Source organism: Paenibacillus sp. FW104-T2, assembly GCF_058789975.1.
Window position 1 is genome coordinate 78,469 of record NZ_JBYTCE010000014.1, and the last position, 16,480, is coordinate 94,948.

A 16,480-nucleotide genomic window follows, 5' to 3' on the forward strand; every position below is an offset into this window, starting at 1 on the left:
ATGCTGCATATAAAAATTATTGATCAAGGCTATATAGTGCCAAACCTTCTGGCAGAGCAGAAGGACGCTGACAGGTGCTTCTCATTTTATAAAAAGTCTGCTCATCGGAAGAGTCATGGAATGCCCACATTGCTTCAAGCACATGGTAGGCAAGCTCTCCGCTCGCTCGGTGAGCGCGGCCGCTGTTAGCAGCATACGCCATATCAGCTACACCAATTCCGCGTGTATTTTCCTGATAGCCCGGAAGAAGAGGAACCTCCGTCCACTCGTGTTCACCCAGCAAACGGTAACGTACAGGGCCGCCAAATGTGTTAGGATCGGGTACCTGCAGCGTGCCGTGCGTGCCATAGATCTCAATCGGTGGCAGTGCGCTTCCCCCGAAAACATCAAAGCTCGTAATCAGCGTGCCAATGGCACCCTGCTCGAACTGCAATAGTCCTGCCACATGCGTTGGAATATCAACGGGGATGGTCTGCCCTCTCTTTTTCTCACTTGTGATGGTACGCTCTTCCATCGCTTTGCCTGTCATACCAGCAATGGAGCTGATCGGACCCAGCAGCTGCACTAATGCTGTCAGATAGTATGGCCCCATATCGAACATCGGTCCGCCGCCCGAAGCGTAGTAGAATTCCGGATCAGGATGCCAGTGTTCATGCCCTCGGCTCATCATGAAAGCCGTAGCAGCTACAGGTTTGCCAATAACGCCATCTTCAACCAGTTTGAGTGAGGTCTGAATGCCTGATCCGAAGAAAGTTTCAGGTGCGCAGCCTACCAGCAATCCTTTGCGCTTGGCTGTTTCCAGAACAGCCTGCCCTTCCTCGCGTGTAACGGCGAGCGGTTTTTCGACGTAGACATGTTTTCCCGCTTCAAGAGAGCGTAAACATACATCTGCGTGGACAGCAGGAATCGTTAAATTGATGATCAGTTCAATCTCCGGATTAGCCAACATCTCATCAACCGTGTATACATTCGGAACGTTATAGGCTGCTGCCTGCTCTTCAGCCCTCTTGCGGTCAATATCCGCTACGGCAACCAGTTCTAGGATTTCGAAGCGGTGACAGTTTTCCATATAAATACTGCTGATTTTACCACAGCCAATAATGCCTACTTTCATTGTTTTCATGCGGGTGGACTCCCTTCAAACGGATCGGAATTGTAGAATGCTGGTCAAGATGTGTTCATGTACGTATGTCACTTGGTTTATCACAAAAAGTAAAGGAAATTAAGTCTGATTATCGGCCATGCCTGTGTACACTTCAGCTTTTTTGCCTGTAGTATTATTGGCAACTGCTTTGCCTGCTGCAGCCCATTTGAAGCCACTGCGCATCATTTCGGTGACTTGCTGCATCTCTACAATATCCGCATGATGACCAAGCGAGTTGTAGTACACACGGCCAGCACCCCAACGCTTCGTCCATACAACCGGCATATCCACTGGCCCATTCGCTGAATGGGGACCTTCCACGACCGGGAAACGAGTTGTTGCCAGTACTTCAACCGCAGGGTCAACGTGCAGGTAGTATTGCTCGCTTTTCACCTGAAAATCTTCAATGTGGTCCAGCAGCGGACTTGAACCGCGTTTGATGTTTACCGTATACTCCACGCCATCATTGCCCGGGTGTGCAACCCATTGACCGCCAGTCATAAACTGCCAATCGACATTGTTCCGGAACGCATCACACATCCCGCCATGAATACCTGCGAGCCCAACGCCGCTCTGAACGGCAGCCGATACATTGTTGACCAGTTCCTGTTCAATCTGTCCCATCGTCCACAGAGGGACGATCAGATCGAGTCCCAGCAGTTTGTCGGCATCTGCATAGGCTGCCAATGTGTTCGAGACCTCGACCTCAAACTGTTCTTCCTTCAAAATGCGCTCAAAAATCGCTGCTACCTGCTCCGGTTCATGGCCATCCCAGCCGCCCCATACAATAAGTGCCTTACTCATCGCTTTATCACTCGCTTTCGGATAGTTTTTATAGATCCTGCCTGTGTATCGCTATCACGCTGATCATTTGACTTCTCTCATTTCAAATTCTCCAGCATGTATAAACAGCTAAACTTTGCTTACATCTCATCAAGGGAAACCCAGCGCCGTTCTGTTACAGAGCGTTCCACGGCTTCGAGCACAGCCTGACAGGCAACACCATCATGGAAACTTGGTGAAGGCTGACGGCCTTCCGAAATGGCTGTAACCAGCTCCAGCATCTCGTGTGTAAAGGTATGCTCAAATCCGATGGTATGTCCTGCTGGCCACCAGGCCTCGGCATACTTATGCGCCGGATCTGTAGCCAGAACACGCCGGAATCCCTGAACGTCCTCTTCATCTTTCGTAAAATACACTTCCAGTTCATTCATTCGTTCAAAATCAAACCGGACACTGCCCAGGCTGCCGTTGATCTCGAATGAATTAGTGCTGCGGTGACCTGCCGCAAAGCGTGTAGCCTCGAAGCTGCCAAGTGCGCCGCCAGCAAACCTGGCCAGGAACAATGTCGCATCATCCACTGTCACTTCGCCCTTCGGTGCGTCCGCATTCGAGCTGCCTTTGGCACTGAGTCCAGTCATTTCGGAAGCAAGCGGACGTTCCTTAATGAACGTTTCACTCATTCCGATGACTTCTTGGAACTCCCCAACAAGGAAGCGTGCGAGATCAATTAAGTGTGCACCCAGATCGCCGTGCGATCCTGAGCCAGCCACTTCCTTTTGCAGGCGCCAGACAAGCGGGAATGATGGATCCATGATCCAGTCCTGCAGGAAAAATGCGCGGAAGTGATAGATCTTACCCAGGCGTCCGCTCTGAACCAATTCCTTGGCAAGCTGCACAGCCGGGGAGAAGCGATAGTTGAATCCAACCATGTGGGCAACACCAGCATCTTCTGCTGCTTGAAGCATCTCTCTCGAATCGGCAAGCGACAAGGCCAGCGGTTTCTCACAGAACAAGTGTTTACCCTGACGGGCTGCTTCCAGTGCAATCTCCTTATGTGCATCACTCGGAGCGTTAATATCAATCAGATCAATATCATCGCGCTGTACCAATTCACGCCAGTCGGTTACCCTTTCGGACCAGCCGAACTGGTTCGCTGCTTCCTGGACACCTTTTTCATTCCGGCCGCAGATGACTGCCATTTCAGGCTGTAGCGGTGCTGACGGGAAAAACATGGGCAAACTGCGATAAGCATTGCTATGAGCCTTCCCCATAAACTTGTATCCTACCATTCCGACACGTAGACGTTGTGACATGTTCTTTTCCTCCTTTGGAATCTAAAATCATGCTCTAAGCTACTTACGAATCGATGAAGCCCTGACGATTAACTCTGCAGGTAATAACTCTCTGTGCCACTCCGATGAAAAATCTGAATCCTTAGTTGAAGCGCTTCCATCCAGAGAACCATGTATGAGTTTTGATGCGGCCAGTTCACCCATTTCATAAAAAGGTACCCTGACGCTGGTTAGCGGAGGCACGGCCATCTCTGCAGCATCGGAGTCGTCATACCCGACAAAAGCCGGGAAATCCTCCACCCTAATCCCGCGCTCACGCAAACCGTGCATAACACCAATAGCCATACGGTCGTTGGCAGCAAATACGGCGTCGATCTCGTCAAGCCTTGCCGCAATCGTGGCTGCAGCCTCCACACCGCTTCTTCTGCTGTAATTCCCTTCAAGCAGCAGGCTGGGATCCAGCTCCATTCCGGCTTCCTGCAAACCAACGCGAACACCTTGCAGCCGCTCCTGACTGTTGGAATAACTGTCCGGACCATTGAGAAAAGCAATATTTCGGTAACCCTGATCGGTAAGGTGACGAATGGCGAGCCGACTGCCTTCTACATGATCAGCATCCACTTCCAGAAAGGCCTCTCCTGCAAAATGTTGATTCATAACGCAAAAAGGATGACCTTCCTCTTGCAGCTTCTGCATCGCTGCCAGTTCCCCAAGGTCGTCTCTGGCCCCAAGAATAATGCAGGCGTCCACTTTTTGACGTCGGAACAGGTCGACATAATTCATGACTTCACCTGGTGATCTGAACATGACCAGCAGATCCATACCGCTGTCTCTGGCCTTATTACCAATACCACTTAGCATTTCCGAGAAAAAATAAGCAGAAAACAAATGCGCCTTCGGAACATAAGGCAAAACAACCCCGAGGTTGCCGCTTTTGCTTCTGGCGAAGCTGCGTGCAAGGGCACTCGGCACATACCCCAGCTTCTGGGAAGCTTCCAACACTTTGCGCCTTGTCTCCTCTTTGATCGGACCAACCCCGTTCAGAACCCGAGAGACCGTAGCTTCGGAGACTCCTGCCAAGTCAGCGACCTCTTTGCGGGATGCCACGAATTTCACCCCCTTACGTCCTTTAAATACGATACTATTTGTAGAAGATTATTTTATGTACGCGCGTACATTTTCTCATGTGTTGTAACCGTTGTCAATGCTTTTAACATAAAACAGGAAGAGGATCTCTATTAGCAGATTCCCTTCCTGTTTGATTAATCTACGAGCACAAATCTTGTCCTAAGAATTATGGATGATTCTAATAGATAACCTATGGTTTGGCAGCGACTTTTAGACCTTTAAAGCGCCGTTTTGTTTAAGTCAACACACTCTGATTCACCGATGATTGGCTAAATTCTGCCTGTTCTACTATTTTAGCCGGGCTTTGGATACGGTCTGAGGGTTCCGGCGTAGCTTGCAGTTTCCGTACCTTGTGAAGCACTTCCTTGTTGGGCAGGAAATGCACGGAGCGAATGTAACGGATCGTTTTGGTTTTGGCACGCATGACAATGGAATCTGTCTCGGCACGGTCATCTGCAAGATAACGCACACCGCCCAATATCTCTCCTGGCGTTACACCGGTTGCAGCGAAAATGACATCTTCGGTACCGATCATGTCCTGCATCGTTAAGACTTTGTAAGGATTATCAATGCCCATCTGCAGGCATCGCTGGAACTCGTCTGCATTGGCAGGCATTAAGCGGCCTTGTATTTCGCCTCCCAGGCAAGAGAGTGCTGCTGCAGCCAGCACGCCTTCAGGAGCTCCGCCAGAACCAACGTATAAGTCAATGCCTGCCTCAGGGAATGCAGGCGCCATTGCACCCGCTACATCGCCGTCACTGAGGAACTTGATCCGTACGCCAACCTTGCGCAGCGTTTTAATCGTGCTCTCATGCCGTGTACGGTCCAGGATCATGACAGTCAGATCCGAAATGTTTTTGTTCAGTGCAGCAGCTGCTTTCTCTAGCGTAACCTCAACCGGGTCTTCGATGCTGACCTTGCCGACCAGTGCCGGACCTACAGCCAGTTTCTCCATATACATATCCGGTGCATGGAGCAGGTTTCCTTTTCCCGCCACTGCAATAACCGATAAAGCGTTGTTCAGTCCCTTGGCCACAATTTCTGTACCTTCAAGAGGATCTACAGCAACGTCTACTTCAGGTCCTTCAGCGTTACCCACTTCCTCGCCGATGTACAACATGGGTGCTTCGTCCATTTCTCCTTCACCGATTACCACCGTGCCGCGAATGGACACGGAATCGAACATGGCGCGCATGGCCAAAGTAGCCGCTTCATCTGCACTATTCTTGTCACCTCGTCCCATCCAGGGGGCTGAAGCTAACGCAGCCAATTCTGTTACTCGGACAATTTCCAACGCCAGTTCGCGTTCCATTTTTCCCACTTCCTTTCCAGTTTTCAACAGCATACATGGAAAGTACTCCCAAATCCATCGCAAATCCATATGAAAATGATCTAAAATCAGCTGAAAATCATTTTTTTTTGGAATTAAACCCTTTACTATAAAGGAGCTAATTCTTATCATTTTCCATCGTTATTGAGTTGTTTTTTTGAAAGATAACCTGCAAGGGATTCCAACTTTGATTTCGTGCAGCATGCCTTTTAGCTATTAAAACACGAGAATGATGAATATAAAAAGGAACATTTGTTTACGCATTCTAAACTTCTTTAAACAACATACAATCGATAAATTCGAGATGTTTGTTTATAGTGGTCTTACTTTTCCATCAAGATTCGAAAACGATTATAATTCTACCCTCTCCAGTGAATAAAGAAGCGGAAAATCCATGAGGAGTAGGCTATATTTATTTCATAATTTTGAGTTGAATTTTAAATATGTTGGTAGATGTTGGTTCAACTATTGTTTCTTCAATATAGATGAGGCTTATGGAGGTTATCGAAAATAATAAGTTTACATAATATTTATTACGTTTATTCATAAAATAAAGACCGGACGAAATGGAGTTGAGAACTCCCTTCACGCCCGGTTTTTTATTCGTTTGATATTAAAATATTATGAGCTGATCACTCACCTGGACCTTATGGCTAAATTGCCTTCGTTTCCTCACAACTCTCACTTGCCTTACATACTGCTCTTATAATTCCTCCATATCCGGTGCAGCGGCACAGATTGCCGCATAATCCCGTTTCGATCTGTTCCTGTGTAGGCTGGGGATGATGATCAAGCAGTGCCTTGGTGGCAATGACCATCCCTGGTGTACAATAACCGCATTGAAACCCGCCCTCTTCTACAAAGGCCTGCTGTATTGGATGCAGACTCCCTTCCTGCTCACCATGTAGCCCTTCAATGGTCGTAATTTCACTTCCTTCACATTGATAAGCCATAATCAGGCAGGAGTTGACTGGCTCTCCATCCATAAGCACCATGCATGCACCGCAGCGACCAACTTCACAGGACACTTTGGTTCCGGTCAGGTTCAGATGATTTCGAAGCACATCCACCAGCCGGGTCGTTTGAGCAATGTTAAGTACCTTCTCTTCCCCATTCACTACTGCTGACCAGATGTTACCAAGCGGCTTGCTCATGAGGGACTCACCCCTTCCTGTAAAGGTACATGTAGGGATTGAACCAGTTGTTCACGCGGAACGGGTAATCGGTTCACCCACACCCCGGTAGCCTGATGAATTGCTGCAGTGATTGCCGGAGCGAGTGCCACAGAACCAATCTCGCCAATCCCTCTCGGTCCAAAAGGATCCCCTTCGGGAAGGTCTTCAATAGCCTCAACCTCGAGATTGGTATGGATATCCCGAATCGTTGGAATCAAATACGTATCCAGATTGGTAGTAAGATATCGACTATCCTGCATGACAGCATCCTCCGTTAACGTAAACCCGAGTGCCATCACACTTCCACCTTCGATCTGTCCAATGAAGCCCATCGGATTAATGACGGGTCCCGCGGCTACCACATGACGTGTATCGAGCAATTTGGCTTCTCCGGTTAACGTGTTCACTTCTACCTCTGCGGCAACCGCCGCATACGTATATAGATAGTGTCCGCCCACGACATGGTCAGGCGTGGTTGGATAATCGAAATGAGTATCAAATACCCATTCCTCCGCTGTGCCCTGGCCCGCTAAATCTGAGTAGGCAGTAACAAAGCCCAATGATTTCGTCTCTACATCAGTACTAGGCAGTTGGCCTTTACGCCATACACCGCCAGGTCCTGTCACCAGTTCATCAGTCGGAATACCCGACAAGGCCGAAGCTGCCGATAGGACTCTGGAACGGAAAGGGGTCTGCAATCTCTGCAAAGCCATCCAGGCCATCGTTGTGGAACGTGAAGCGGTGCTCGAGCCACTGTGAGGAACCCGATCCGTATCGCCAATGATGATATTTAAATCCGAAGTACTGCATTGAAACAGATCGCAGAGCATGATCTCCAATGTAGCGATCAATCCCTGACCAAATTCTTCGTAACTGAAAGCCACTTCTATTTTCCCTTCGGAATTAAGGGATAGGCGGCCTCCTGCCGGGTCCGGGATCCCGTAACCCAATCCGGCACCATGCATGGCAATTGCAGCTCCTACGCCGCGCTTGATCCATGGAGGCAGAGAAGGATCTGCCTGGGGATGCTGATGTCTTTGCCATAATTCAGAACGATCCATGGCTTCCCATACTTGCGACAGTCCGTCTGTAGTCAGAATTCTCTGATTTAACGGACCAGGGTCAGCCTTTTCCCTCATGTTCCGTCTGCGAAACTCCCATGGGTCCATATTCATGATCTCAGCGAGTCGATCCATTTGGCCTTCCACAGCAAAGATAGCCTGATTCCCACCAAATCCGCGAAATTCACCTGATAACCCATTGTTGGTATACACGGACAAGCCTTCTACATCCACATTGGGGATGGAGTAAGGTCCTAAACAATGCTCCGTGCAGAAGTTCAGCACAGGCGCTCCAAGTGTGGCGTACGCTCCTGTATCTGCCGTAATGCGAACTCGGTGAGCTTGAATGATGCCTTCGCGGCTGATTCCCGTCTGCATTTCAATTTTCATCGGGTGCCGCTTCAGACCTGAACGAACGGATTCTTTGCGGGAATTGTGCATTTTCACGGGACGTCCGCTGGTCAATGCTAGAAGTGCGCCATAAGGCTGCACGTTTAGTTCGTCTTTTCCTCCAAAAGAACCGCCAATGGGAGACGATACAACACGGATATCTTCCTCGGGACAACCGATAATCCGTGCCAGCTGCATCCGGTCCTTGTACCCGTGCTGCGTGGCTGCGTAGACATTAAGCCTTCCCTCGTCATCCGGGACAAACAGGCCGCCCTCTGTCTCCATATAAGCGTGCATTTGACGAGGTGTATAATACGTTTCCGTGACAATATGTTCACATGCCGCAAAAGCCTGCTCCACATTCCCGCGTTTAATTTCGGTGCGATGCAGTACATTGCCCGGTCCATGTGGATGCAGCTCCGGTGCGTCAGGAGCGAGAGCTGCATCCGTGCTGTCCAGCGGGGGAAGCTCCTCATACTCCACTTGGATTGCACTGAGTGCCAGCGCTGCCCGTTCCGGGGAATCCGCAGCTACTGCCGCAAGGGCATCCCCGACATAACGTACAACATCCTCGCAAAATACAGGCTGGTCAGGCGTTGCAATTCCAAAACGATTCAGGCCGGGTACGTCTTTGGAGGTAAGGACAGCATACACTCCCTCCATGGCCTCTGCTTCTGTAGTATCTATAGATAGAATGCGAGCATAAGGATAGGTGCTGCGCAGAACTCTTCCATGAAGCATTCCGGGTAGCGTCATATCCGTCAGATACTGGAGTTGTCCTGTTACCTTCGGAATTCCGTCCGGTCTCAAGTGCCACCGTTTTCCGCTATGTTTCCGATTCAGCAGCATGGTCTCTCTCCCCTTTTTTTGATCAAGATTTGAATCAACGGTATAGTGCTTCCCACAATCCAGCCCCCAGCAAGTTACCAGCAGTCTGCTTGCGGTACTCTTCAGTTGCAAAGACATCGCCATAGGTCACAAATTCCTCAGAGGCAGTCCTTCCTAGCGGCTCTGCTTGCATAAGCGAAGCTTCTTCGCGAAGCAGCAGCTGTTCCGACGCAGGTAACCGCATGGCCACACCTGACCCTCCGCCAGCAGCGATCGCAACCTTTTTCCAACGACCATCTGTATCAATCGCTCCTCGAAAAGCAATGGTTACCAGAGATGCGCTAAACGTCTCTCGCCTGCCCAGCTTGCGGTAAAATGCAATTTCTCTCGCGTCAGGCTCTTGGTTCTTCGGATCAGAGACAGGCAGCTTATCCAGCGGGATCTGGATCGAGATTAATACGTCACTTGGATTTCGACTGCCGTTACGCCCCCCTTTTAACCAGGAGTCTAGTGTACGGATTTCCAACCCTGAGTCCGTCATCCACTGCAGTTCTGCGTTGTATGCGAGCAATGCGGGTAACGTATCTCCGACTCCAGATACAATGTTGCCGCCAATTGTCGCTACATTGCGAATGGATGGCGCAGCTATCGATTTCACAGCCTCTTGTAATAACGATAGATGATGAAGTAATTCCTCCGTAATACATCTATTCAATCGGGTCAGGGCTCCGATCACAATTCGATCTTCATCTATATATACGTCACTTGTTCCTGGAATACGGGCCAGACTGATCATATGCTCCGGTGAAGGTACAAGACCGCCTTCCCACTGGGTCCGCAGCAATGTTGCACCTGCGGCGTAGCAGAAGCTTCCGTTCAACCTGTTCCTCAACATCCGGAGTTCTTCCAGATCTTCCGGCTGCCATACCGATGGCATCGCTCCTGACCCATATGCTGGTATTACCATCGTTCCATCCCCTCTCTCCTTATAAGCACAATATAGGACTCTGGATCCAATCCGTATAGGCGCTGACTCTGAAGATAATTCATCCTACAGGATTCAGATAATTCTTCAAATCATATGAGACTATAGGATTAGCGTCAATTAGCTTTACATCAATTTGGATAAATGTATAAATACGTTCCACGTTTTGTGCTTCATGCATGATAGGAGTAACCATACCTAACACTGCTCCTCGCTTGGAATGATATAAACGACACAAAAAGGCCAACCAAACGAACTGGATGACCTGTTTATGTTAAGAGAGCAGAGATAAGTAGATAACCTACGACTACGTTGTATTCAATTGAGGGGGCATGTTGTTGGGTCGAAGTTACTTCATTTGAGCTTATTTATTTACATAATCCATGATGCGTTTCAGTTCAGCCTCCGTATCAGCGTCCCAGAAACAAAAGTCAGGCAAGTTCACCTCAGTTCCAGAGAAGGTGTCATTGCGCATAATCTTCCGCGCACCCTCATCTCCGACAAGAGCAAGGAGGTGTTCAAACATATGAAAGCGAAAGGCAACAGGAGGCTTCCGCCCTTGGCCGTCCGCAGCAGCTGCATAATCAGACTGTTTGTTCACTGCAAGTGCTGCCGAAACCTGGTTAATATCCTGCGCCCTTATTAAAGGCTGGTCCGCCAAAAGAATCATTACACCTTCTGCCCCGTATTCCTTGGCTTCCTTGAGGCCACATTGAAGAGATGCGGCCATACCAGAAGAATATTCTGTACTGAGAGCAATTCGGAGCTTAGTCTCGCTCCTATAGTTAGCTAAATTCACTGATGCGTGGAGTACATTCTCGGGGAGCCATTCCAAGGAATTCTCCGGTTTCACCACACAGATGACCTGTTCCAGTTCAGAATCGAGTGCCGCTTGAAGCGACCAGGCCGCCAAAGCTCTCCCATCCGGCATAGTCACTGCTAATTTATCTCGGCCAAGACGGGTACTCTTACCTGCGGCGAGCAGAATGCCCGTCAATCGCATGTTTACTCCCCCTTTGAGCAGAGCAGTTTTCAGTTCCAGCAGCGTGCTTGCAGGCAATCAGTTCAGCAGCAATGCTAATGGCGATTTCTTCTGGTCCATCTGCCCCGATACTGAGACCTACGGGAGAATGGAGATTCGGTAGCGGTGGTAAATCATTTAATAGTCGTGCTGTCCGTGTTTTGGAACCCATAATACCGAGATAAGCATACTCACTTCCCGACAGCAGCTCCAAGAATTCACGTTCACGCGGGAACTGATGACTCATTAGTATGAGGAAATCCCCACGTCGTATATTCAGCACAGGCATGATTTCAGCGGGAAAACCTGGAACGAGATCTGCATCCGGAAACCGGTCGGACGTACACAGGCCCTCTCTCCAATCCGCAATAATGACATGAAATCCAGATACTCTCGCAAGCCTGGCAACAGGTATGGCATCATTTCCCGCCCCGATTATAATAAGTCGCGGATTAGGCGTATATATGGTCGTTATTCTTAAAGGCAGGTTCCAGTAATCTGCCTCAGTTGATTTTAAGTCCTTATCGATTTCTGTCCTGTATGAATCGAAAGACATACGAGTTATGTCTATGGAAGGAACAAGTTTCCTATCGATTGAATCAACTCGATGCCATTCATACTGAACAAGGGAATAATTATGTTGAAAGTAACGGGTAAACTCCACCGCTGAACCGGATTTGAAACAAGCTTGCATCTCAGTTAATGCACTTCTCAGTTCGCCGCAGACAGGTTCCAGCAGGACGACGACCAATCCTCCGCAGCCAATCGTTTCTCCCCAAGAGAGATCATCTTCAGGGCGCATGTCGTATTCGGCAAATGCCAGGTGTCCCGTGTCCAGCACATGTTTAACACGTGCTTGCAGGTCACTCTCGAGACATCCCGGGCTTATGCTGCCATACATTCTGCCATCTTCGGTCAAGAGCATAGAGACTCCCTGCTTACGGTAAGCATGACCTTCCACCTTGACCGCTGTTGCAAGTACACAGCGGGCCTCACCTGCTGCAATTGCACACAGATCATGCATTTCCATATTCGTCTCCACCTTTCCGAAAAGTCTTCTGCGAGCAGCAGTTATACAACATTTCCCTCTGAAAATAAACTAACTCAAATTCTCTTCATCAAACGTGCAATGCTCTTATCCGATTCGCGAAGCACGATGCCACGGTCAATGGTCTGGATCTTGCGGTTTTTGAGCACAATGCTTCCATCAATAATAACCGTGTCCACACAGCTCCGAGTTGCGGAGTACACCACGCGGGAATAAACATCTGTCTCATACGAAGGATACGTATGGAAATCATCCAGATCCAACAACACCATGTCTGCCTTTTTGCCCACTTCCAGACTTCCAATTTCCTTCGAGAGGCCAAGCACTTCGGCACCACCCATCGTTGCCATTCGCAGAACCGTACGTGCATCCATGATTGTAGGCCCATGAGGAACCTTTTGAATTAATGCTGTCAGACGCATTTCCTGAAACATATCCAGGTTGTTATTGCATGGTGCGCCGTCCGCACCGATTCCCACCGCGATCTGGCGGTTAAGCAGGTCAGGAATTTCCGCTATACCCGATGACAATTTCATATTCGAGCCGGGGCAGTGGGTAACTTTTACCCCTCGCTTACGAATGATTTCCTTCTCCTCTTCACTAAGCCAGACACAATGTGCAAGGACGAGACGTGGGGTTGCCAGACCGATATGATCCAGATAGACAATGTTACGCATTCCGCGTTCATGTTCAACAAGTTCAATCTCGCCACGATTCTCCGATGCATGCGTATGCACCTTCACATGATACTTGTTCGATAGATCACGTACTTCAACGAGCAGCTCCTCTGTACAGGAAACAACGAATCGCGGACAAAACGCATATTGAATGCGCCCGCCCCCGAAACCATTCCATTTCTCAAGCAAATCAACACTTTGCTGCAGCGAGGTTGCCGTATTTTCACGCAGCGGTTCAGGCACTTCGTCGCCATGGTCCATCATGACCTTGCCAGATATCACCCGAATGCCGCTCTGTGCCATCGCCTGAAAAGCCGAATCCGTGTGATGCACAGTCTCCATATCCAAAATGGTCGTGGTTCCACTCGAAATCAGTTCGCCCAGCCCAAGCATCGCCGAATAATAGACGGATTCCTCATCATGTGCTGCCTCCAGTGGCCAGATTCGCTGACGAAGCCAATCCATGAGCTCCAGGTCGTCCGCACGCCCGCGGAAGAGCGTCTGGCATAAATGAATATGTGTCTGAATAAAGCCTGGCAGCAGAACTTTGCCACGGGCATCAATAACCTGATCAGCCTGGACGTCGATATGCTCGGCAATCTCTTTGATTTTGTTATCCTCAATCAGCAGATCGCCTGTAAATATATCTTCTTCCGCATTCATCGTGACAAGCTGTGCACCCTTCAGCAGGATCGTTCCCATGATAATCTCCCCTATCGTATCTATGTCTTTTTTTACGCTGTTTTCATGAGAAATGTAAACCAATCCAAGCAGCAACCAAGCGTGGTTACCATCCGATGGCCATGCCATCTCCTCTGGGATCGGCAGCTCCGCTAATCATGCCATCCTCACGGATGACAATCCCTTGCGACTGGCCCATAATGTCATCCCACGGTGCTCTGATCTCCACGTTATGTCCCCAGCGAGTCAGCGTCTCGCATACGTCATCATGATAGCGATTCTCCACCCGCATCGTGTCGCCTTCTTCACCCCACGTCCGTCCGTAGACCCAGCGTGGCAGACCGATTGCTTCCTGAATGGTCAGACCATAGTCGAGAACGCCCGTAAGTACGGATAACTGCGTCTGAGGCTGCCCTTCTCCACCTTGTGTACCCAGAAGCATATAAGGCTTCCCATTGCGGGTGACAAGACCAGGCATGAGCGTATGAAAAGAGCGTTTATTCGGTTCAAGCACATTCGCATCTGTCGAATCGAGAGAGAAAAAGGACCCTCTATTTTGCATAATTACGCCAGTATCTCCCGGAACGTAGGCTGCGCCAAAATCAAAGTATAGACTTTGAATAAACGAGACGGCGTTGCCTTCCTGATCGACCACAGCAGCGTAGGCAGTATCCTGCCCGATCGTTTTGGACAAGAAGGGCTGTGCTACTGGAGGTGCAGATTGGATCTCATTCCATAACTCATCCCCGTAAGTCTTCGATAACAATTGATTCAAGGGGATTTCGCGAAAGTCAGGGTCAGTGAGGTACCGGTCACGATCACGAAATGCCTTTTTCACCACTTCGGCCATCAGATGGTAGAACTCAGGCGAAGTCCGACCTACGGAAGAAAGATCTATGTGTTCGAGCATATTTAACATCATCAATATGGAGAAGCCCTGCGAGTTGGGCGGCATTTGATGCACTTGATAACCCCGGTATTCCGTGCTGACAGGCTTTACCCATTCTCCCTTGTGTGCTGCAAAGTCCTGAGGTGCCAGCATGCCGCCATCTTCTCGAATCGCTGAAGTCAGACGATCTGCAAGCTCTCCTGTATAAAAAGAATCCCGTCCTCCCGCCTGAATCAGGCGAATGGAAGCAGCGAGTTCGGTCTGGACGAGCAGCTCACCTTCCTGAAGCAGTGTGCCGTAAGGGGCAAATACCGCTCGCAGCGGCGAATGCCCCATAATGAAATCTTCATCCCGTTCCAGCCACAGTCGCAGATTGCGCGATACCGGACATCCCTTTTCCGCATACTGCACGGCTGGTTCAAGCAGCTGCTCCCATGGTAATCGCCCGTGGCGGGACCACACTTCCCACCATGCATCCACCATTCCCGGAACCGTTATCGCACTGAGCACACCGCGCTGGGGAATGGCATTCATGCCCATTGCTTTGAACGTATCGGCATGAATACCTGCTGCCGAGCGGCCGCTTCCGTTATAAGCGGTAATCTCTCCGCTTGCTCCATCGTGAATGAGGAAAAAAGCATCTCCTCCAAGTCCAGTCATGTGCGGATAAACAACGCCAAGGGCTGCGCTCACCGCAACAGCCGCATCATAAGCATTACCACCCTTCTGGAGAATTGAGCTTCCAACCGCACTCGCCAGATAATGTGGTGAGGTGACCATCACCTCTCTGGACACGGGCATCTGATTTAACATAAGGCTTCCTCCTTTCCAGCGTACACGTCGAGTGCTGCCTGTACTGCCTCACCCGCAGGTAGCCCGTGGCGATGACGGAGCAGAACCGCCTCCAGTGCACCAAGCACATGCAGTACGTTTTTGCGCTGACAGCTGAAGCCCATCGTTCCAATTCGCCAGATTTTCCCCTTAAGAGGACCAAATGAACTCGCAATTTCGATGCCGAAATCATGTAAAAGCATGCTTCGTACCGATTCGCCATCGATCCCTTCCGGAATATGGATACACGTAACTACCGGAAGTTTGCTGGACATGTCTCCATAAATTTGAAGCTCCATACCCTGAATTCCGGCGACGAGCGCACTTTCGTTAATCCGATGCCGCTCGAAACGGGCTTCCAGTCCTTCCTGAAGCAAAATTCGCAAACCTTCATGTAAACCGTAGAGCATCGATGTAGCTTCTGTATGATGATTCAACCGGGCAGAACTCCAATAATCCTGCAGCTGACTCAGGTCAAAATAGTTGCTTGCAATGGTTCGTCCCTCTGCCCTCGCGCTTGTCGCGTCACGGAGTCCGCGTTCGACCGTTTTGCGACTCATCAATTTTTTCTCTACGCGGCTGTTATATGTCAATGGGGCCATGCCGGAAGGAACCGATAAACACTTCTGCGTTCCGCCCATTACCGCATCCAGATACCAGGTATCCGTCTTAACGGGTGTACCACCTATGGTGGCAACCGCATCAACGACGAGAAGAAGATCCAATTCACGGCATACTTTGCCGATCTCGGCGAGGGGCTGCATCTGGCCGGTGGATGTCTCTCCATGAACCATGGCCACAATATCCGGCTTATGAGTGTGAATGGCCTTGATCACTTCTTCCGGATCAAAGACCGATCCCCAAGTCGTTTCAATACATACAACTTCCGCACCGCAGCGCTCCGATATTTCTACAAGCAAATGTCCAAACCGTCCGTATATAGGGACCAATACCTTATCCCCCGGCTGGATCAAACTAACCAACACGGCTTCAATGCCGGAACGTGAGGTGCCATCTACCGGATAACACCACTCATTGTTCGTCATGTATAATTCACGCAGCATGACCATCGTTTCATTCATCAGGGACGTAAACTCCGGATCAAACTGTCCGAGGATCGGGAAGGACAAAGCCCTTAGAACTCGGGGGTCGACTTCTACTGGTCCCGGGGTCATGATGGTTCGCAAGGACGGAGATAATTCTCTATAGCTGGACAT

13 protein-coding genes are annotated in these 16,480 nt (G+C 49.7%); all 13 read right to left on the reverse strand.

Features of this window, described 5'->3' with window-relative positions:
* Positions 1-16: 16 nt before the first annotated feature.
* Positions 17-1,123, reverse strand: coding sequence for a Gfo/Idh/MocA family protein (locus AC3WQ3_RS18240; protein WP_492473044.1), 1,107 nt, complete (start codon positions 1,121-1,123; stop codon positions 17-19).
* A 99-nt stretch (positions 1,124-1,222) separates the two neighbouring features.
* On the reverse strand, positions 1,223-1,948 hold the full coding sequence (locus AC3WQ3_RS18245) for a ThuA domain-containing protein (protein ID WP_492473045.1): 726 nt from the start codon (positions 1,946-1,948) through the stop codon (positions 1,223-1,225).
* A 119-nt stretch (positions 1,949-2,067) separates the two neighbouring features.
* Positions 2,068-3,240 carry a Gfo/Idh/MocA family protein gene (locus tag AC3WQ3_RS18250; protein ID WP_492473046.1) on the reverse strand — a complete coding sequence of 391 codons (1,173 nt, stop codon included), beginning with the start codon at positions 3,238-3,240 and terminating at the stop codon, positions 2,068-2,070.
* A gap of 39 nt (positions 3,241-3,279) precedes the next feature.
* The gene (locus AC3WQ3_RS18255) at positions 3,280-4,326 is read right to left on the reverse strand and encodes a LacI family DNA-binding transcriptional regulator (protein ID WP_492473047.1); all 1,047 of its coding nucleotides are present in this window, start codon (positions 4,324-4,326) and stop codon (positions 3,280-3,282) included.
* Between the two features lie 256 nt (positions 4,327-4,582).
* Positions 4,583-5,659: a class II fructose-bisphosphatase gene (gene glpX / locus AC3WQ3_RS18260; RefSeq protein ID WP_095287732.1), complete on the reverse strand. Its 1,077-nt coding sequence runs from the start codon at positions 5,657-5,659 to the stop codon at positions 4,583-4,585.
* Positions 5,660-6,330: 671 nt separating this feature from the next.
* Positions 6,331-6,831 carry a (2Fe-2S)-binding protein gene (locus AC3WQ3_RS18265; RefSeq protein ID WP_492473048.1) on the reverse strand — a complete coding sequence of 167 codons (501 nt, stop codon included), beginning with the start codon at positions 6,829-6,831 and terminating at the stop codon, positions 6,331-6,333.
* Positions 6,828-9,152, reverse strand: a complete 2,325-nt coding sequence (gene pucD, locus AC3WQ3_RS18270) for a xanthine dehydrogenase subunit D (RefSeq protein WP_492473104.1) — start codon at positions 9,150-9,152, stop codon at positions 6,828-6,830. The genes AC3WQ3_RS18265 and pucD overlap by 4 nt, the downstream gene beginning before the upstream one ends.
* A 34-nt stretch (positions 9,153-9,186) precedes the next feature.
* Positions 9,187-10,098, reverse strand: coding sequence for an FAD binding domain-containing protein (locus AC3WQ3_RS18275; RefSeq protein ID WP_492473049.1), 912 nt, complete (start codon positions 10,096-10,098; stop codon positions 9,187-9,189).
* A 382-nt stretch (positions 10,099-10,480) separates the two neighbouring features.
* Positions 10,481-11,119, reverse strand: coding sequence for a nucleotidyltransferase family protein (locus AC3WQ3_RS18280; RefSeq protein ID WP_492473050.1), 639 nt, complete (start codon positions 11,117-11,119; stop codon positions 10,481-10,483).
* Positions 11,085-12,167, reverse strand: coding sequence for an XdhC family protein (locus AC3WQ3_RS18285; protein WP_492473051.1), 1,083 nt, complete (start codon positions 12,165-12,167; stop codon positions 11,085-11,087). Before AC3WQ3_RS18285 ends, AC3WQ3_RS18280 begins: the two co-directional genes overlap by 35 nt.
* A 74-nt stretch (positions 12,168-12,241) precedes the next feature.
* Positions 12,242-13,564 carry a 5'-deoxyadenosine deaminase gene (locus AC3WQ3_RS18290; protein ID WP_127540161.1) on the reverse strand — a complete coding sequence of 441 codons (1,323 nt, stop codon included), beginning with the start codon at positions 13,562-13,564 and terminating at the stop codon, positions 12,242-12,244.
* Between the two features lie 85 nt (positions 13,565-13,649).
* The gene (ggt, locus tag AC3WQ3_RS18295) at positions 13,650-15,245 is read right to left on the reverse strand and encodes a gamma-glutamyltransferase (RefSeq protein ID WP_492473052.1); all 1,596 of its coding nucleotides are present in this window, start codon (positions 15,243-15,245) and stop codon (positions 13,650-13,652) included.
* Positions 15,239-16,480 carry a pyridoxal-phosphate-dependent aminotransferase family protein gene (locus AC3WQ3_RS18300; RefSeq protein WP_492473053.1) on the reverse strand — a complete coding sequence of 414 codons (1,242 nt, stop codon included), beginning with the start codon at positions 16,478-16,480 and terminating at the stop codon, positions 15,239-15,241. The genes ggt and AC3WQ3_RS18300 overlap by 7 nt, the downstream gene beginning before the upstream one ends.

Coding starts and splice junctions, on each gene's coding strand:
- AC3WQ3_RS18275 (WP_492473049.1), bottom strand. CDS start 10,098: ATGGTAATACCAGCATATGGGTCAGGAGCGATGCCATCGGTATGGCAG.
- AC3WQ3_RS18300 (WP_492473053.1), bottom strand. CDS start 16,480: ATGTCCAGCTATAGAGAATTATCTCCGTCCTTGCGAACCATCATGACC.
- AC3WQ3_RS18240 (WP_492473044.1), bottom strand. CDS start 1,123: ATGAAAACAATGAAAGTAGGCATTATTGGCTGTGGTAAAATCAGCAGT.
- AC3WQ3_RS18280 (WP_492473050.1), bottom strand. CDS start 11,119: ATGCGATTGACGGGCATTCTGCTCGCCGCAGGTAAGAGTACCCGTCTT.
- glpX (WP_095287732.1), bottom strand. CDS start 5,659: ATGGAACGCGAACTGGCGTTGGAAATTGTCCGAGTAACAGAATTGGCT.
- AC3WQ3_RS18285 (WP_492473051.1), bottom strand. CDS start 12,167: ATGGAAATGCATGATCTGTGTGCAATTGCAGCAGGTGAGGCCCGCTGT.
- AC3WQ3_RS18290 (WP_127540161.1), bottom strand. CDS start 13,564: ATGGGAACGATCCTGCTGAAGGGTGCACAGCTTGTCACGATGAATGCG.
- AC3WQ3_RS18265 (WP_492473048.1), bottom strand. CDS start 6,831: ATGAGCAAGCCGCTTGGTAACATCTGGTCAGCAGTAGTGAATGGGGAA.
- ggt (WP_492473052.1), bottom strand. CDS start 15,245: ATGTTAAATCAGATGCCCGTGTCCAGAGAGGTGATGGTCACCTCACCA.
- AC3WQ3_RS18245 (WP_492473045.1), bottom strand. CDS start 1,948: ATGAGTAAGGCACTTATTGTATGGGGCGGCTGGGATGGCCATGAACCG.
- pucD (WP_492473104.1), bottom strand. CDS start 9,152: ATGCTGCTGAATCGGAAACATAGCGGAAAACGGTGGCACTTGAGACCG.
- AC3WQ3_RS18250 (WP_492473046.1), bottom strand. CDS start 3,240: ATGTCACAACGTCTACGTGTCGGAATGGTAGGATACAAGTTTATGGGG.